Below are 17,761 nucleotides of genomic sequence, written 5' to 3' on the forward strand. Positions count from 1 at the left end.
TTGCAACTATTGTTTCACAATTTCAACCAAAATATCATTATTGAAATACATTATAATATTATCATTTTCTTTCAAAGATTGCACGGATAAAGTCGAATCTCCCTGATGAATATAAACATTAGCAGGAACAAAGAATTGATATTTATCGTTCAAATTAGGTCTCTTCGTCACCAATGAGTTTGTTGCACTCTCATAACGTGAGAATGTTCTACTGAGCTGAGACATAATACGAATCGTTGTAGATCCATCCGGATCCTTGCGAATCTCTACTCTGTCCCCTGCCGTCAAGTTGCTAAGAGCAGTCGTTGTCGAGCCGTCACGAATGATTTTGACTCCTCCACTTACCGCTAAGGTCTGTGCAGCTCCAGTATAATCCTTCACGACTACGCTATTCCCAGCGGCATCTACAGAACTTACCTGGCCTGTTGTGAGCTTAACTGCTTGAATAGCCAGCGGTGAGCTACCATCAAAGGTCACATTAAGATAATCTCCCGCTTTTAAATCCGTTAGCTTAATGCTCTCACCAGCTTCATTGGTCAATGGGATTGCCAAAGTATTAATATCACTGGTTCCCCCATTCCATTTGATGCCCAAACGGTTGGTTCCAGAATTCACGGTTGCCGCTTCAACTTGCAGCACAGTCTTCACTTTCAATACCGCTATCAGATCCTGACCTGTAGTCAGTGAAGCCGTTACATTGCTTCCAATAGGAATATCACTTAGGGAAGGACTAGTCTTACCAAAGAGATCAACAAGTTGCGGATAAGGCATCGTTAAACTTTGTCCATCATTAAGCTTCAAAACAAGAGTTTTCGACGTAGAATTAACAGCTGTTAAAGTTCCTTCGTACTTTGTGACAATTTCCAAAGACAAAGCCCGCTGTCCTATTGCCTTCAGATTAACTTTGCGGTTCTCGATAAGTTTCGCACCCATATTAGTTAAGTTAGGCAATGCACCTTCATAAATCAGCTTTGTTTTCTCATCCAACTGAACCACATGGGCTTTTTTGCTGCTGTCCATAACTGTAAGGAGCTGTGTTTTGCTATTGTAATCCACAATTGTTGCTCCACTATACTGCTCAATTTGGCGGCTTAACACTTCAATTTTGGTGACTTGATCGCTGCTGTTTAAGGTAACCTGAATCTTGTCCCCACCTACTGCATCAGCAATAAGATCATCAGCTACTGCTCCACTCATGTTCGGAATAACAATCGTCGGTTTAGTGCCAAGCAGTTTAACCTCACGATTTCCGTCTGCTTTTTTGTAAACAACTGTGGAACTAGTCAGCTCGGTAAGTACCCCCTCAACTGTCCGTTCAACACCTTCCGTCACTTCTACAGTGCGGATCACATTATCTTGAATCGTATATTTCACCGCATTACCTGTCTTCAAATCTGCAGGTTTCAGCACTGATGCTTGGGAGCTGAATAATGAAGTCCCATCTTCCCATTTAAAAGTTTCTACTGTACCCGCGGTATTTTTGAAAGTAATGCTTTTGCCAGTAAGATCTACACTTTGAATGGTGCCTGTTGTTGTTTTGTTAATGACCCCTGAAGTCACCTGAACCTTCACTACTTTATGCGAACCACTGTACGTTTCACGTTGCAGTGAAACTACACTGTCTGTTACCAGCGAAGCAGGTTCAATTCCAGCTCCATTTACATCTACAAAGGAAGTAGTCTCATCGTAGTAGTATTCAGTGAACCCTGTTGGTGACTTTAACCAAAGCTTATTACCTGGAGCTACCATGGCGAAGTTTCCTGACAGAGTCTCTACTTGTTGTGTAGGGTCAGTCACTTCAACATAAGCCGCGTTATATGTCGCACCAATTACAGTAACCTTAGTGTAGGGTTGGACATCACTTAGATTGATTCTGCTTTCAGAGGCACTTGTGTAATAAGCAGTGCTTGCTCCCAGGGTATATGTAGAAGTCTTTCCGTTGTTATAGACGGATAGTTTCCCATCAGCTAATTGACTGATCGTTCCTGATACCGTGTTGTCGTATTCAACCGTATTGTGAGCTTCAGCACGACTGAAAAAAGTCGCCAATTGCGCACGTGTTACAGCACCTTGCGGATCAAAACGATTGCCATCAAGTCCGTTTGCTAGGCCTAAATCAACGGCAACGTTGATGTAACCACGTTTGTTGGCAGACACTTTGGTATCATCCGCAAAGCCTGTTGGCTCACTAGCGGCCCCTGCTGCATCTGCGCTTTTTCCAAGGGAGCGGATTAACAGCTCCGCAATCCATTCCCGGGATGCTTTACGCTCTCCCCAAGAAGTCTTCAGATTATCTGGAGCCATTTCGGTTGCTTTATCGAGTAATCCTTGTTGAAAAGCTAACACAACATAATCCTTGTAATAATTCGTAACTTTAAAATCGGTAGGCAACGCTACCGCAGAAGAAGCATCCACTTTATCCTGCAGCTTCATAAACCGCAGGGCCATAAGCACTGCTTCCTGCTGAGTTACAGAATCACCCGGACGGAACAATCCATTATTTCCAACCACAATTCCTTGTGAAGCAAGTTTATAAATATGTTTTTCAGCCCAGAAGCCTGTCTTTACATCGCTAAAAATCCCTACAGATTGTGTAGTGGTTGATGTCGGTGTAGTGGCAGCTGTGTCTGCAAACACTGCACTTGCACCACCAAAAACCATAACGCCAGCCATAACAGCCGACACTGCTTTATTAGAATAAGCCTTCAATGGACGTTTTGACCTTTTTTGCGCGGACAATAGATTATTCCCCTCTCTATGACTCAAATAAATAGTATGTTTAAAAATTCGTCAGCTAGATGCCTAATTCCTTTGTTGCATAACCAATTAAGAATTATCTCTAGTCATAGGATGCAATAGATCCACATGGCCCATTAGACTTTCTACCTTTTCACCATCAACTAAAACTTCGATACTCTTTACTTCCGCAAATTGAAAATAAGTTTTGGCAAGTGAAGTAATGGCAAAGGATTCTCCACCCGCACCAAGCTGAGCTTCATCTGGTTTATGAATATCCATTACGATTTGACCCTCTACGAATTTTAATGATTTCAGTTCAATTTTCCCCCACAAAGGTACAAGATCTGTATTCTCACTACTTTGCAGTGCTTTGAACGTCTCTGTATATTTCTCAACATCGTCAGAGTAGTTAATCGTAGTCTTAGCAGGCACTAAATCCATAATTTGCGAATCAGTGTAATAAACTTCAATACTCTGGCTTTGCTTTTGTGTCTCATTTTCTACCGGCTTCGAAGATGGCTGAGTTTCTGCATTAGTATTATCTGCTGTCGGTTGCGGAGTGCTAGCCACTTCGGTTTCCTGATCATCAGATGGAGCTGGGGTACTTTCTCCAGCACCACTTACAACGTTTGTAGTATCTTGCTCCACTCCATTAGCAGGAGCTGCAGTAGGCTTATCTCCACAGCCAGCTATCACTAGTAGAAGTAGCGCAGCAACCCCAACCATAGTCCATTTTTGTTTAAACATTAATAAACGCCTCCTCTAGATGAATACGGGCAGACAGGTACCGCAAAACCACTTCTTGCCTTTTTATTGATAAAAGCAGAAAGCTGACTTTGCGGCGCTCGTCTGCCACTGGTCTGTTATTTTATACCCAAATATTCCTTGATCCCACTCACTATTGAAGCAGCAACTTTATTTTGTAATGCTTCCGTAAAGAGCAATGTCTCATCCTTCTTATTGCTAAGGTATCCTACTTCAAGTAGAACAGCAGGCATTTTCGTTTCACGAATGACATGGAAATTTCCGTATCGTACACCGCGATCACTAAGCCCTGTAGCCTCAACAAGATACTTATGCATTACTTTCGCTAAGGCCTTACTGGCTTCCCGCTGATAATACGTTTCTGTCCCGCTTGCCGCAGAAGATGCGGAACTGTTAGCATGTACAGAAATGAATAGATCTGCTTTTAAATTATTAGCCATAGCCGCTCTATCCTTGAGCTCCAAGAATGTATCGTCACTGCGTGTCAGTACGACATCGATATTACTTTCTTTTTTCAGCAATGCTGCTGTCTTAAGTACTATAGCTAAATTAAAATTCTTTTCGTATTTTCCTGTTACTCCTACTGCACCAGAATCTTTGGCTCCGTGCCCCGCATCCAGTACTACGAGCTTCTTGCCATCATTACCTGGCTGTGTTGAAGTATCATCCGTACTTTCTGCATTCAGGTCAATGATAACCAACTTAGAATCCGTCCCAGATACGCTGATGTTATAATTCTTAGGATAATTCAAATCAATTACAAAACGTACAGTATAAGGATTGGAGCTATAAAGCGAATACCGGACACCTGATACATCAGGATAATCCTTCACTTCCAGTTTACCATTCAGATCAGGATCAAGAACTTGTCCCGTACCAAACAAATCTGAGAAAGTGGCATTAGGAAAATCAATAACTAACCGATCCGGCCCTGTCATTACACTTACTTTTGGCTCGGAATTACCTTCCATCGCAATGCTTAAACGATTCTCACTAAAGCTCAAACCATTTATCATGGTTAAATTTTTAGTAGGATCTACCGGCGGAACAACAACTTCAGATCCACCATTTCCAGAGTTCCCATCAGAACTGCCGTTTTCATTTGAGGATCCTGGGGTAATAAGATACACGATCTTCTTCGCATTATCCCAAGTGACGGTGAGACCAAACTGCTCACTTATGAACCGTATAGGTACAAGTGTCGTATCACTCCGCAGGACAGGCGCAGTGGTAAGCTGTACTGTTTTGTCATCAACCGAAGCTGTCTTTTGATTAACAATAAGTTTGATGACCTTCCCTTGCTGTTCAATCGTCACCGTTTTGCTTTTTTGATCCCAGCCCACGGTATAACCAAGACTCTCGGAGATCAATCTCAACGGTACCATGATAGTATCATTCACATTTTCAACCGGTACTTTTTGCCCTGCAGTAATCTCTTTGCCGTCCAGATAAATCTTGCTATTCGCGGCAGCAGCATGTCCATGCTCAGGCAAAACCAACACAAAGAGCAACAATAACAACATCAAACTGAATTTCTTCATTCTTCACCTCTAAGAATCTAGTATTCGCCTGTGAATGGCGATCGTGGTGCCCCTGTCTCCGTCAACCTCAGACCTCTATTAGACGCTGGTAATCTATAAAGGTTGCGAATATATTCCATAAAAATTGAGAAATCTCACCAACCGCAAGTGTTAAAGCCCCAGATATTCCTTAATTCCGGCAACAATTTCTCTCGCTAATTTCTCTTGAAGCTGCTCACTATACATCGCCGATTCATTTCCTGAATTTGTAAGATATCCTACCTCTAGCAAGACTGCTGGCATTGTGGTTTCCCGTGTAACATGAAGGCTTTTCGTACGAATCCCGTTGTCTTTAAAACCAGTAGCGGCTAATAAATGCTTATGCATAATCTGAGCAAGAGGCAGACTATCACTGCGAGAATAATAGGTTTCACTGCCATTTATTTTATCTCTATTTGGATATCCAACCTCTAGCGAATTCGCGTGCACTGAAATAAAGAGATTCGCTTTAGCAGCCTCCGCAATTTTCACGCGATCCTGAAGCCCCAATGTAGCATCGTCAGTTCGAGTAAACACCACGTCAACTAATGCTTCCTGCGTTAACAGCGTTTGTACTTTGCGGATGACGGCCAGATTGAAGTCTTTTTCCAGCTTACCTGTGAGACTGACAGCTCCTGATTGAGTTCCGCCATGACCCGCATCTAGAACTACAATTGGCTTACCTAACGTTCCATTAGCCCCTGTGGTGTTGCCTCCGCTGTTAGTTACATTCAAATCAATCGTAACCAGCCCGGTGCTTTCATCCGTACTAAGCTGGTACGGTTGATTTCCAACCGTTTGAATTACGAATCTGACAGTGGACGGACTCACACTGAACAGTGCATAACGGATCTCAGAAACGAGCGGGTAGCCGGCAACGTCCAGCTTACCCTGTGGACCGCCAGTGGTGGTAACACCCGTAAGACTTCCAATGAAATTCGGATCGAACGCAGCACCCGGAAAATCTACGACGATTCGATCAGGGTTGCTCATTTTTGTAACGTTTGGCTTAGTAGCCCCCGACACAGCGATAATAAGTCGGTTCTCAGTGAATACTGCCCCGTTTACTAGAGGGCCTGTTGGAATTCCTGCTGTGCTTCCCGGTGCCGTAGTTGTTTGTGGAACTGGTGTCGGGCTGGGTGAAGTTACTACACTGCCAGCAGTTGTCCCGTTGTCACTTCCCGGCGTAGCACTTGGAGTTGGAGCAGGTGTATTAGTTGCTGTTGGATTGGTAGTATTCCCCTCAGGTGTCATTGCAGGATTGCTAACTTGTCCACCTGTCAAATAGACGGTTTTATCAACATTATCCCAGCCCACCTTTAAGCCGAACTGCTCGCTTACGAAACGAATTGGAACAAGTACTGTGCCGCCACTCTGCTTAGGAGCTGCATTTAAATCAAATGTCACCCCATCTGCATCAGCTGTTTTCCGTCCTACCGCCAGCTCAATGCTTTTACCATCCTGGTGAACGGTTACTTTCCGGGTCTGCTGCTCCCATAACACCTCGAATCCAAGATTCTCTACTACCACTCTGACCGGAATCATAACGCTACCATTTACATTTTCGAGTTTAATTCCTTTTGGCAAAGCAAGTTCCTGATTGTCCATAATAATTCTGCCTGTGCTGCTACCAGCTGCGGCAGCTTCTTGTCCGGTGGATGTTAAAAATAATAAAGGCAGTAACAAAAGCAGCAATACACGAAGCCCAGCTCTTCTCATTCTCATTTTCCGCTCCTTCTGCAAGTAATAGATCCTAGATAAGTATTTAGACGACAGAAATCACCAAATGTTTCCTTAATGACCAATGAATATATCGATTATAGCAAAAAAACTTCTATTTCCGACACCCGGAAATAGAAGTTTTGCGTATTTTTTGTAAAGTTTAAGAATCAGACCAGTTATATCCTCTTTTTAAGAGAATAGCTTTGCAGCATGACGCTCTTCATAAGCAGCAATTTCATCTGCATGTTGAAGGGTCAAACCGATATCATCCAAGCCTTGCAGCAGGAATTGACGACGGTGCTCATCCAGATCAAAGCTGATGCTCAGTCCGAATTCATCTTGTAAAGCATTGTTCTCAAGATCAACTGTCAGCTTGTAGTCCTCATGCTCAGCTGTCCGTTTGAACAATTCATCCACTTGCTCTTCCGAAAGCTTAATCGGCAGAATGCCGTTCTTAAAGCAGTTATTGTAGAAGATATCCGCATAAGAAGGTGCAATTACAACTCTGAACCCGTAATCCATAATCGCCCATGGTGCATGCTCCCGAGAGGATCCACAGCCAAAGTTAGCGCGTGAGATCAGAACAGAAGCCCCTTGATAACGTGGTTTATTCATTTCGAAGGCTGGAATATCGTTACCTTCTTCATCAAAACGCCATTCATAGAACAAAAACTGTCCAAATCCCGTCCGTTCAATCCGTTTCAAAAACTGTTTTGGAATAATCGCATCCGTATCTACATTTACCCGGTCAACTGGTGCAACAATTCCTGTTAATTTTTTAAAAGCATCCATAGTTTTATCCTCCCGTGTTCTCTCTAGTTCTATGAGCTGACGGCTTCCGTCTTATAATTCCAATCACGTACATCAGTGAAACGACCTTTGATCGCAGCTGCGGCTGCCATAGCTGGAGATACAAGATGCGTACGTCCTCCGCGTCCTTGGCGTCCTTCAAAGTTACGGTTCGAGGTAGATGCACAGCGTTGTCCAGGCTGCAGAACATCCGGGTTCATGGCCAAGCACATGCTGCATCCCGCTTCACGCCATTCAAAGCCAGCGTCAGTAAAGACTTTATCAAGTCCTTCTTTCTCAGCCTGCATCTTAACACGGCCCGAGCCTGGAACAACAATGGCAGTAACCTTTTCAGACACCTTATGACCTTTAGCTACCACTGCTGCAGCTCTCAAATCTTCGATCCGTCCGTTAGTGCAGGAACCGATAAATACATAATCGATCGGAATTTCAGAAATAGGTGTTCCAGGAGTCAAATCCATATATTCAAGCGCCTTTTCAGCAGCTTTACGTTCATTTTCAGTGGTGAAGTCCGCCGGATTCGGAACGCTGGAGTTGATGTCAGTTCCCATGCCCGGGCTAGTCCCCCAGGTCACTTGTGGAATCAATGTTTCCACATCAAATTCAACAACCGTATCGTACTGGGCGCCCTCGTCGCTTACAAGACTCTTCCATGCTTCTACAGCAGCATCATAAGCTTCGCCTTGCGGTACGTATTGACGTCCACGCAGATAATTAAAAGTAGTTTCATCAGGGGCAATCAAGCCAGCTCTTGCTCCGCCTTCGATCGACATATTGCAGACAGTCATACGTTCTTCCATCGACAATTCACGAATAGCTTCGCCTGTATACTCAATTACATAACCTGTGGCAAAATCAGTACCGTATTTAGCAATAACACCCAGGATCATATCTTTTGCTGTTACGCCAGGGTTACGTTTGCCTGTAAAGCGTACTTCCATAGTCTTAGCTTTGGATTGCTGCAAACATTGGGTAGCCATTACATGTTCAACTTCACTAGTTCCGATACCGAATGCCAGCGCGCCGAATGCACCATGCGTGGAGGTATGGCTGTCGCCGCAAACGATAGTTTTACCAGGATGTGTCAACCCGATTTCAGGACCCATTACGTGTACGACGCCTTGATCAATATCGTTCAGATCGAACAGTCTTACACCAAAATCAGCACAGTTCTTAGAAAGGGTATCAATTTGCTGCTTGGAGATTGGATCTTTAATGTTAAAACGATCTTTAGTTGGTACGTTATGATCCATCGTTGCGAAAGTCAGCTCAGGACGGCGAACCTTCCGGTTGCTGAGGCGAAGCCCTTCAAAAGCCTGCGGAGAAGTAACTTCATGAACCAAATGCAGATCAATATAAATAATGCTAGGTTTGCCTTCCTCTTGATGAATAACGTGATTCTCCCAAATCTTCTCAAACATTGTCTTGTTGCTCATAATTTCACCTCATTAATAGAATCGTTCATTGGAAGAGAGCGTGGAGTCTCTCTTGAATGATCTAAATATAACACCCCTGTCTTTATAATTCCAAGATATGATATCTATAAAAGTGATAGTCTGAACCTATAAGCTGAGTTAGAGTATGTTGAGGCACAATATGTAGGTGCAATGCACAAGCGGGATGTGTAGGAACGTTGCGCAAGCTGGATGTGTAGGAGCGTTGAGCAAGCGGGATGTGTAGGAGCGTTGCGCAAGCGGGATGTGTAGGAGCGAGGCGCAAGCTGGATGTGTAGGAGCGTTGAGCAAGCGGGATATGTAGGAGCGTTGCGCAAGCGGGATGTGTAGGAGCGTTTAGTTGTATTTTGTACAGCTATATTCCTGTGAATCATTCGTTAATGAATATAACTGTATTTTGTGCAGCTATTTTCTTGAATTATCGCTCTATAGCTGGGAACTCTGGTTTTTAGTTGTATAGAATACACTTAAAACCAAAATCATCCCTTTTGCATACGAAATAGCTGCACAGAATGCAGTTATCTCATAGATACTCTCAAGATCCGGCGCAATAAATATACTGCGGGAGGGTATCGGATACTTCGATCAGTGTAGTAGGGATAATTCTTGAAAACAGGCCCCGCAAATTCTGGGGAGTGAAGAAGTGAATGCTCCTTCGGGTTGCCTATACAAAACTATAATCCAATAGGATATACTTATAAGTAAATCATTTCCCTAAGGAGTCCATATATGGAACTGAGACAACTGCAGTATGTGCTGCAAATCGCAGCCGAAAAAAACTTTTCACGTGCAGCGGACAAGCTGCATATTGCCCAGCCCTCGCTCAGCCAGCAGCTTTCCAAACTGGAAAAAGAGCTCGGCGTAATGCTTTTTCAGCGTAATACCAGCTCAGTTGAGCTGACCTACGCAGGTTCTAAATTCGTTGAACAAGCCCAGATTATCATTGACGCAGTGGAGCTGCTGCGACAAGAGATGTCCGACATATCAGAACTGCGCACTGGACGTGTAGTTGTGGGCAGTATGCCGATTACAGGTGCACATCTTCTGCCGCATGTGCTTCCAGTTTTCAAACAAAATTATCCTGAGGTAGAAATTACGCTGCTAGAAGACTCGTCGATGAACCTAGAGAAGCTCACGGCAAGTGGTCAGACCGATTTAAGCCTGCTCTCCTTACCCCTCGAAATTCCTGCTCTAGCTTATGAAGAGCTTGGAGAGGAAAGAATTGATCTTGCCGTCCCTCCTGAACATCCGCTCGCTAAACGAATCTTAGATGGAACACGGACCTCACTTGAAGAGCTTAAGGACGAACCTTTCATCGTACTTAAGGAAGGTCAGGGCTTCCGCAAAATGACTGTGGAGCTGTGCCGGAAAGCCGGATTCGAGCCACGAATCGTTTTCGAGAGCAATAATATGGAAACCGTTCAATCCCTAGTGGCAACAGGTATGGGCGTGACTCTTGTTCCTCGTTTTATCGCTCGTGCACCGCGGAGTGAATTTGTTCCAGTCTACTTACCGCTCGCTGATCCGGTGCCTAGTCGTACGCTAGTTGTAGCATATCGACGCGGACGATATTTATCCAAGGCCGCAAAGGCTTTTGTAGAAACATTCAAATCAACCGTGTCTGAATTAACGGAAGAATAGAATATATACAAATAAAGTGCCCCAGTAACCATTCGCGTGGTTGCCGGGGCACTTTTTCAGGTAAACCTCTTTTAACAGTACTAGATTATTTACGCAAATTACGCTGTGTAATCAGGCGGTTCTGATCATCCGACACACGTGCTTTACTTGAATCAGTCAATCCCTTATCAATTGGAGCCCCGGTGTGCTCTTCCACAAATTCACGAGTCACACTATTCTGAAGCTCTGCTACTTCGTTTGAATCTTGATTCTGTCCCTGCTCGGCATTGTTGTCTTTAGTCAATTTAATCCACCTCCTGGTAACAGATTATAAGTTCTTTACCCCTTCTCTTTGACGTTAAACATAATATATAGAGCTTTCTGCATGAAGAAATATATCCTACGTTTTCCCTTTGCAATGCAACCAGCTCCATGGTATTCTATTGAAAATAAGTGAAACGTGCAGACGGGACCAGTAAGAATGAGTCTAACCGCGCCTAGAGAGTAGATTCCGACAGGCTGAAAGAATTTACCGCGGTTTTCGTTCCGAATCCTACCCCCGAGCGGCCTGTGTCTAACAGGACGGATCCTCCCGTTATGAGAATGAAGTCGGATGATCCCTCATCAATGAAGGTGGTACCGCGGAAGTTTATAAGCTTTCGTCCTTTGCTAAGTCTAAGGATGGGGGCTTTTTGTTGTTTTCAGGACTTAATAAACGAAGAGGATGTGGACAGAAATGACGACGCGAATCGTGGTCAAAATAGGCAGCAGCTCGCTGACCGGACCCGAGGGCGGTTTGAATCGTGAAGCAGTCTCCTTTTTTGCCTCAGAGATTGCCGAGTTGAAGAAAAACGGCTGTGAGGTGTTGTTAGTAACCTCTGGTGCGGTAGCCGCAGGCTTCCGCAGTATCGGTTATCCAGCACGTCCGAAGCTGCTGCATGAGAAGCAGGCCGCTGCGGCTGTGGGTCAGGTACTGCTGATGCAGGCTTATCAGGAAGCTTTTGCCCAGCATGGAATTACTACCGCGCAAATATTGCTGACTCGCACCGATTTCTGCAGCCGCAGAGCCATGAATAACGCTATGATGACTGTAGAAGAGCTACTTCGCCAAGGAGCGGTGCCCGTATTTAACGAGAATGACACTGTCTCCGTAGATGAACTGAAATTTGGCGATAATGATACCCTCTCTGCGCTCGTAGCTAACCTGTTAAAAGCCTCTAGACTGCTTGTTTTAACCGACATGGATGGTTTATACAGTGGAGATCCCCGCAAGCATCCGGATGCTGTCCGTTATCAGTTCGTAGATGACATTACACCGGAGATATATGCTATTGCTGGTGGAGCTGGCTCTAGTGTTGGAACAGGCGGTATGCGATCCAAAATCGATGCGGCCAAAATTGCTACTCGGGGTGGTGTTCCTGTCTTTGTCGGAAGAGCCACCGAACCTGGTGATTTACAGCTTGCTGCAACGGGAGAAGGCAGGGGCACTTATTTTGCAACAAAGCTATCCTCTCTTCCCGTCAAAAAACAATGGCTAGGCTTTATGTCTACCCCTCTCGGCTCCCTATACGTGGACGAAGGGGCTGTAGAAGCTTTGCTACATGGCGGACACAGCCTGTTGCCTGTAGGCGTCAAACAGACAGAAGGTAGTTTTCACGCAGGAGATGTTGTAGAAGTCCTTGGACCCGACTCCAAATTGCTTGGACGTGGGATTGTAAATTACGATGATGCTCAGCTGCGCAGCATTCAAGGTCTGCCAAGCCGTGAAATTGTACCGAAGCTGGGAGAAGTACACCGGCTTGAGGTCATTCACCGTGACGAATGGATTACACTGAGATAAGCATTTTTTTCAATTCAAATATAGGGAGGAACCGTCATGAGTGAAGTTATTAATAAGAGTAAATTAGCCAAGGAGACAACAGGAGTTCTAGCAAGCTTAACAACTGGCCAGAAGAATGAAGCACTGCTGGGCATGGCCGATGCACTTCGCCGCGAAGCTCCCGCCATTATCACCGCCAATGCGGAGGATTTGGAACGAGGAAGACTTAATGGAACTCCGGAATCCATGCTCGACCGGCTGGCATTAGATGTTGACCGGATTAACAGCATTGCCGAAGGCTTGCAACAAATCGCTGTATTACCGGACCCTATCGGTGACACGCTAGAAAGCATTGAACGTCCTAACGGCCTCAACATCCAGAAGCTGCGTGTTCCGCTTGGTGTGATCGGCATCATCTACGAAGCACGTCCCAATGTGACTGTTGATGCTGCGGGTCTATGTCTTAAAACCGGCAACGCTGTTGTGCTGCGCGGTGGCTCCTCTGCCCTGTCCTCCAACCGTAAAATTGTCGAGGTTCTGCACAATGCTCTTGCTGAAACCTCAATGCCGCCTAACGCGCTTCAGCTGATTGAAGACCCAAATCGTTCTTCAGTAGATGAAATGCTAAAGCTGAACGGACTTTTAGATGTGATTATCCCGCGCGGAGGCAGCTCTCTTATTCAAAATGTAGTCCTTAACGCAACCGTTCCCGTAATTGAAACTGGAGCAGGCATCTGCCATACTTATCTCGACGCAACTGCCTTGCCAGAAATGGCACAGGACATTAGTTTAAATGCCAAAGCTCAGCGCCCTTCGGTATGTAACTCTATGGAAACACTACTCGTTCATCAGGATTACGCGAGCAAATATCTGTTATCCTTAGCCGAAGCATTCCGTGAGGTTCATGTAGAACTTCGTGGCTGTCAACAAACCATCTCTCTTGTCCCATGGGTATTACCTGCAACCGTAGAAGACTATGCTACAGAATACAATGATTATATCCTTAATATTAGAATCGTCAGTGATATGGAAGAAGCTATGCAGCATATCGCCCAGTATGGCACGAAACATTCGGAATGTATCGTAACGGAAGATCAGGAGAACGCCACACGCTTTTTACAAGAAGTGGATGCTGCCGCTGTTTATCACAATGCCTCAACCCGCTTCACGGATGGCTTTGAATTTGGATTCGGTGCAGAGATTGGTATTAGTACCCAGAAACTCCACGCTCGTGGCCCGATGGGTCTGCCTGCACTAACTTCAACCAAATATAAGATCTACGGAACGGGACAAATTCGGGGTTAGTATACACGTTTAAGTATTCTATCACACAACTTTTAGGAGGATTTTAGCCATGTGTCAGCAACCTTCAGTTCCACTCATGAATCATAATATTGTTTTTTATGGCGCAGGCTCCATGGCAGAAGCCATCGTTCGCGGGATGATTAGCCGCAATATCGTAAAGCCCGATAATGTCATCATGCTCAATCGCAGCAGCAGTGAACGTCTGGCAGAATTAAAAAGCCGTTATGGTGTAATAGGCACAAATGATCCCGAACAAAAAGTAGAATACCTACGTAACGCACCAGTAATAGTACTGGCAATGAAACCTAAAGATGCTGCAGAATCCTTACGCGGACTAGGCCCGCTTCTTTCTCCGGATCAGATTGTAGTTTCTGTCATTGCAGGTCTATCTATTCGAACCATGCAAGGTCTACTTGGCAAAGCACAGCCTATTGTTCGCACAATGCCTAACACCTCCAGTTCCATCGGTCTGGGTGCCACTGGTCTAGCCTTCTCCAAAGAAGTAGACGAAAGAGGCCGTCGCCTTGCTCTTAATATCTTTGAGGCTGTCGGGCTTACAACAGTCATTGATGAGGAACGTATGGAAACCTTGACCGGAATTTCAGGCAGCGGGCCTGCGTATATCTATTACATGATGGAAGCCATGATCGCCGCTGGTATCCGTGGTGGGCTGCCACTTGATCAAAGCACCGAATTAACTGTTCAAACTGTGCTGGGAGCTGCCCGAATGGTACAACAGACGGGAGAAGAACCCGCAGCACTTCGTAAGAAGGTTACTTCCCCTAACGGTTCAACACAAGCAGCTATAGAAGTGCTTGAACGAGGGGAATTCTTTGAAACTGTGATTGCTGCCGTTAACCGATGTGCCGAGCGCTCACGTGAAATGGGTGCTGCCCTAGAGAAAGAGCTTCGTTCTTAATCAAAAAAAGATCGCAGCCCATCCCCTCATCGGGTGGGAAGCGATCTTTTTTTTACCTTGTTACAACATTTCCATAATTATCTCTTACGATTACCTTTAGATTTACAGGAGCCGCAACGGTCACGTTCAACGCATTCCTGGAGTTATCGAATACTAGATGTCTAGGTATGTCTCCTAAGATAACGTAAAATGTGTCTCCGACTTGCTTAGTTTGCAACAGCCGCTTCTCTTGCTCTTGCTTGAGTTGCCCTTCTACCGTGGAATAACTCCCAAATACATTCAACTCGTTCCCAGCCGTTCGATCAACCATAATTCCATAAGGTTCGGCAGCCTGGATTATAAGTGTGCCTACACCCTGTGGAACATTCCCCTTCCATTCCGGCAAGGAATAATTCTCCTCCGTAGAGGAGATCACATGTCGAAGTTCTTGTGTTAATCCTAAAGAGCTGACTCCTGCGAATACTAAACAGCACACTGCCAGAAATCCGACGAACAGAACACTTAGCACATCATAGTACATTTTCCCTTTACCACGGAACCATAAGGTGTAAATTACAATTTCTAAACCAAGTAAGATAAAAATGAGCGGCCACCAAGCAAGTGTTGTCTCGAACACATCCGCTCCTTTCCACTGCGAGACCATTATTAATGCCCCGAGAAATAAAAGGCTCAGTCCCATCGACAACGTACCTACACGCCAACTTCTAGATTTCCCTTCGTTCACTGGAAACTCGCTAGTTACCATGACTCCCGGCTCTACTTCTACTGGATTATTCAAGATTGACCCCCCGCCCCTTTTCTGCCTTTATTATTCTTACTTCCAGTCATCAGCTTCACCCCACCACCAATCAATAACACGGAGACGACAATGGTCTTAAAATATTCATTTACGCGATATTCCAGCCGCCATTCTGGAAATCTGATATCGATGGCAGGAACTGCGACATTCACAACAATAAAGTATAATCCGAGACACATCAGGACTGCTCCGAGCCAGCCTTGATGATTTAAGAAACCTTCGATAACCGGCTTATCCTGCAAAGGTTCACGTCCATATCGGCTAACTAACTGTAAGCCATCGAATAAGCTATAGAACCAAATGACCGGGATAAGGAAAAAGAGCAATGTTAACCGCAATAGATCCATGACATAGATACTTCCTAAGAAAAGAAGCATGAGCTGGAGCCCTCTTTTTTGCAGTCCCAGATACATCTGTCCAGCGCCAGGAAATGCGGATAGTAATGTCGCTAATACTTTGCTGCGTCGTCCTTCCTCACGTCCAGCCTCCATCTCTTCGAATAATGTGCGGTCAACAAGCATTTCTCCTGCTTGTTTACGATGGATCAACTGAACTGCATCAAACATGCAATACAGCCAAATTACTGGCAATACTCCAAACAGCAGCAAAAATGCATCACTCGAAGTAATTCCGGCCAAGAACAACATAACGGTCATGAATCCGAAAAAAGAAATCAGAAAGGATAGTCCACGCTGCATCAGCCCCATATGAAAATGACCCAATCCAGGAATGAAAGACAATAAGATGACATGCACACGTTCATTATCCTCCGTCTTTACGGGCATAGTAGAACTAAAATCCAGCATTGATCCATCAGGCGCTACAATTGGAGTGGGCATTTGCAGTAATTTAATCACCAGATGAATCATCGAAAGAATCCATAGAAGTAAGAATCCGATCACTCCCAATGCCAGAATTCCCTCATCCCCTTCAGCCATAGCAATTAAGAATGACATAAATAACACACCAAAGCTTAGCAAAAAATAAACAATCCCTTGTGGGCGTCTTCCCATATAATAATGACCTGCTCCAGGAATCATATTAAGAAAAAGACCCTTAATTTTATTACGCTGCTGTTGCATTGTTCATTTCTCCTCTCATTTCTGTCTTCCGTCCATAATCCGGCTCAACCATCCGCTGGTGGCTTGCATGAATTGTTCGCTATAAGATGGCGAATTATCTTTCTTAGGGACAATAAGCTCCATTTCACCCGTGAGTAACTTATCAAACATCCCGGAAGACATAATCAACAGCGTTAACGAAGCAGCAACGGCATAATGAAAGATTGTTTTATCATACCAGCGATAACGCCGTGATCCTTCTTCTTGCCCCGCTACTTCTTCTATGACTACTGAAGATCTCACCGTAGCCACCCAATCTCCCATAACTCTCTCTGTAAAAGCAGACGAATTCTCCAATGAAGGCAGATCCTCCTTTAGCTCATCCAGCATCTCCATGTATGAAACAAATGTGTCTTCATCCTTGAGCAGCAATTGTTCCCATTCATCTCGCTCTATACTATCTTCTTGCCCTTCAAGATAAGCTTTTGCCTGCTCGCGGCGAATTAGGTTTTCTCCACTCTTCATCATAGCCATTCGTCCTCCTTCCAATGTTTTCGCATCCATTGTCTCGCCCTATATAGTCTGGACTCCACCGTCTTCAGAGTAATTTCATTTTCAGCAGCAATTTGCTCATATTTTTTATTTTCCAGATAATAAGCCACCATAATTTCCCGATGACCCTCCGGTAAATTGTTGATCTCACCCGACAGACGATTCATCCGGTCACGACGGACAACAGTAGCTAGTACATCCTCCTCATTAGAAGGTGTCTGGCTCAGCACAAGCTCATAGTCACCAGGTAACTCTCGTAGCCGATCACGTTTACGTTTGGCATCAATAGCCTTATTTAAGGCGATCCGCGTAATCCATGATTTTAAGCCTTGATAACGGTAGTCAGGGAGAGATCTATACATCTGAAGAAAAGCTTCCTGAGCAGCGTCTTCAGCCCCTTTGACTTCACGTAATACAGAATAGGTGATTTTGTATATGTGCTGACTGTATGTATTTACAAACTGGCGAAATGCATCTTCGTCTCCTTGGCAAATCCGCTTGATTAATAGCTCTTCCTCAATGACTCTCCCCTCCTTCCCACAGCAATAGACGCTGAGATCCTCGCCTACCCCTGCACTTATCTAAAAAAATAAAAAAAGAACCGTACAGACTCTAGCAATAGCTAAAGCAATACGGT

General features: G+C 44.7%; 15 protein-coding genes. 4 read left to right on the forward strand and 11 right to left on the reverse strand.

The window, feature by feature from the left end; all coding sequences use genetic code 11:
* Positions 1 to 6: 6 nt before the first annotated feature.
* The 6 genes from MHB37_RS21345 to leuC all read right to left on the reverse strand — a co-directional run bounded on the left by MHB37_RS21345 (position 7) and on the right by leuC (position 9,031).
* Positions 7 to 2,739: an S-layer homology domain-containing protein gene (locus MHB37_RS21345; RefSeq protein ID WP_081393953.1), complete on the reverse strand. Its 2,733-nt coding sequence runs from the start codon at positions 2,737 to 2,739 to the stop codon at positions 7 to 9.
* Positions 2,740 to 2,826: 87 nt separating this feature from the next.
* Positions 2,827 to 3,486 (reverse strand): GerMN domain-containing protein, encoded by a 660-nt coding sequence (locus MHB37_RS21350; RefSeq protein ID WP_076281440.1) that lies wholly within the window; start codon positions 3,484 to 3,486, stop codon positions 2,827 to 2,829.
* Between the two features lie 116 nt (positions 3,487 to 3,602).
* Positions 3,603 to 5,045 carry an N-acetylmuramoyl-L-alanine amidase family protein gene (locus tag MHB37_RS21355; RefSeq protein WP_076127574.1) on the reverse strand — a complete coding sequence of 481 codons (1,443 nt, stop codon included), beginning with the start codon at positions 5,043 to 5,045 and terminating at the stop codon, positions 3,603 to 3,605.
* Between the two features lie 150 nt (positions 5,046 to 5,195).
* Positions 5,196 to 6,788 carry an N-acetylmuramoyl-L-alanine amidase family protein gene (locus MHB37_RS21360; protein WP_081391820.1) on the reverse strand — a complete coding sequence of 531 codons (1,593 nt, stop codon included), beginning with the start codon at positions 6,786 to 6,788 and terminating at the stop codon, positions 5,196 to 5,198.
* Between the two features lie 186 nt (positions 6,789 to 6,974).
* Positions 6,975 to 7,577, reverse strand: coding sequence for a 3-isopropylmalate dehydratase small subunit (leuD, locus tag MHB37_RS21365; protein WP_405168472.1), 603 nt, complete (start codon positions 7,575 to 7,577; stop codon positions 6,975 to 6,977).
* A 29-nt stretch (positions 7,578 to 7,606) separates the two neighbouring features.
* Entirely contained in the window at positions 7,607 to 9,031 is a 1,425-nt protein-coding gene (gene leuC / locus MHB37_RS21370; RefSeq protein ID WP_076127568.1) for a 3-isopropylmalate dehydratase large subunit, read from the reverse strand.
* A gap of 747 nt (positions 9,032 to 9,778) precedes the next feature.
* Here leuC and MHB37_RS21375 point away from each other — a divergent pair.
* The gene (locus MHB37_RS21375) at positions 9,779 to 10,690 is read left to right on the forward strand and encodes a LysR family transcriptional regulator (protein ID WP_076101451.1); all 912 of its coding nucleotides are present in this window, start codon (positions 9,779 to 9,781) and stop codon (positions 10,688 to 10,690) included.
* A gap of 85 nt (positions 10,691 to 10,775) precedes the next feature.
* On the opposite strand, the gene MHB37_RS21380 is transcribed toward MHB37_RS21375, so the two are convergent.
* Positions 10,776 to 10,973 carry a hypothetical protein gene (locus tag MHB37_RS21380; protein ID WP_405168473.1) on the reverse strand — a complete coding sequence of 66 codons (198 nt, stop codon included), beginning with the start codon at positions 10,971 to 10,973 and terminating at the stop codon, positions 10,776 to 10,778.
* Between the two features lie 432 nt (positions 10,974 to 11,405).
* Here MHB37_RS21380 and proB point away from each other — a divergent pair, with 432 nt between their 5' ends.
* The 3 genes from proB to proC are packed head-to-tail and all read left to right on the forward strand — an operon-like array spanning position 11,406 to position 14,712.
* Positions 11,406 to 12,509 carry a glutamate 5-kinase gene (gene proB / locus MHB37_RS21385; protein WP_076101454.1) on the forward strand — a complete coding sequence of 368 codons (1,104 nt, stop codon included), beginning with the start codon at positions 11,406 to 11,408 and terminating at the stop codon, positions 12,507 to 12,509.
* 36 nt (positions 12,510 to 12,545) lie between these two features.
* Positions 12,546 to 13,793, forward strand: a complete 1,248-nt coding sequence (locus MHB37_RS21390; RefSeq protein WP_340010713.1) for a glutamate-5-semialdehyde dehydrogenase — start codon at positions 12,546 to 12,548, stop codon at positions 13,791 to 13,793.
* 49 nt (positions 13,794 to 13,842) lie between these two features.
* The gene (proC, locus tag MHB37_RS21395; protein ID WP_076127559.1) at positions 13,843 to 14,712 is read left to right on the forward strand and encodes a pyrroline-5-carboxylate reductase; all 870 of its coding nucleotides are present in this window, start codon (positions 13,843 to 13,845) and stop codon (positions 14,710 to 14,712) included.
* A 52-nt stretch (positions 14,713 to 14,764) separates the two neighbouring features.
* Here proC and MHB37_RS21400 read toward each other — a convergent pair whose 3' ends face one another.
* Genes MHB37_RS21400 through MHB37_RS21415 form a run of 4 tightly spaced genes read right to left on the reverse strand, consistent with a single transcriptional unit; the run spans position 14,765 to position 17,705 of the window.
* Entirely contained in the window at positions 14,765 to 15,490 is a 726-nt protein-coding gene (locus MHB37_RS21400; RefSeq protein WP_405168474.1) for a hypothetical protein, read from the reverse strand.
* The gene (locus MHB37_RS21405) at positions 15,487 to 16,593 is read right to left on the reverse strand and encodes a hypothetical protein (RefSeq protein ID WP_076127557.1); all 1,107 of its coding nucleotides are present in this window, start codon (positions 16,591 to 16,593) and stop codon (positions 15,487 to 15,489) included. Before MHB37_RS21405 ends, MHB37_RS21400 begins: the two co-directional genes overlap by 4 nt.
* Positions 16,594 to 16,608: 15 nt before the next feature.
* The gene (locus MHB37_RS21410) at positions 16,609 to 17,106 is read right to left on the reverse strand and encodes a hypothetical protein (RefSeq protein WP_339809758.1); all 498 of its coding nucleotides are present in this window, start codon (positions 17,104 to 17,106) and stop codon (positions 16,609 to 16,611) included.
* Complete coding sequence (locus MHB37_RS21415; protein ID WP_339174566.1) at positions 17,097 to 17,705, reverse strand: sigma-70 family RNA polymerase sigma factor; 609 nt, start codon at positions 17,703 to 17,705, stop codon at positions 17,097 to 17,099. The genes MHB37_RS21410 and MHB37_RS21415 overlap by 10 nt, the downstream gene beginning before the upstream one ends.
* Positions 17,706 to 17,761 lie beyond the last annotated feature (56 nt).

Origin of the sequence: Paenibacillus sp. FSL H3-0286 (assembly GCF_045040705.1) — a bacterium.
Lineage (GTDB): Bacteria > Bacillota > Bacilli > Paenibacillales > Paenibacillaceae > Paenibacillus_AQ > Paenibacillus_AQ odorifer.

What these genes read in the sequence shown, in the direction of transcription:
- leuC (WP_076127568.1), bottom strand. Translation starts at nt 9,031, where the DNA reads ATGAGCAACAAGACAATGTTTGAGAAGATTTGGGAGAATCACGTTATT.
- proC (WP_076127559.1), top strand. Translation starts at nt 13,843, where the DNA reads ATGTGTCAGCAACCTTCAGTTCCACTCATGAATCATAATATTGTTTTT.
- MHB37_RS21355 (WP_076127574.1), bottom strand. Translation starts at nt 5,045, where the DNA reads ATGAAGAAATTCAGTTTGATGTTGTTATTGTTGCTCTTTGTGTTGGTT.
- MHB37_RS21350 (WP_076281440.1), bottom strand. Translation starts at nt 3,486, where the DNA reads ATGTTTAAACAAAAATGGACTATGGTTGGGGTTGCTGCGCTACTTCTA.
- proB (WP_076101454.1), top strand. Translation starts at nt 11,406, where the DNA reads ATGACGACGCGAATCGTGGTCAAAATAGGCAGCAGCTCGCTGACCGGA.
- MHB37_RS21360 (WP_081391820.1), bottom strand. Translation starts at nt 6,788, where the DNA reads ATGAGAATGAGAAGAGCTGGGCTTCGTGTATTGCTGCTTTTGTTACTG.
- MHB37_RS21375 (WP_076101451.1), top strand. Translation starts at nt 9,779, where the DNA reads ATGGAACTGAGACAACTGCAGTATGTGCTGCAAATCGCAGCCGAAAAA.
- leuD (WP_405168472.1), bottom strand. Translation starts at nt 7,577, where the DNA reads ATGGATGCTTTTAAAAAATTAACAGGAATTGTTGCACCAGTTGACCGG.
- MHB37_RS21410 (WP_339809758.1), bottom strand. Translation starts at nt 17,106, where the DNA reads ATGGCTATGATGAAGAGTGGAGAAAACCTAATTCGCCGCGAGCAGGCA.
- MHB37_RS21405 (WP_076127557.1), bottom strand. Translation starts at nt 16,593, where the DNA reads ATGCAACAGCAGCGTAATAAAATTAAGGGTCTTTTTCTTAATATGATT.
- MHB37_RS21390 (WP_340010713.1), top strand. Translation starts at nt 12,546, where the DNA reads ATGAGTGAAGTTATTAATAAGAGTAAATTAGCCAAGGAGACAACAGGA.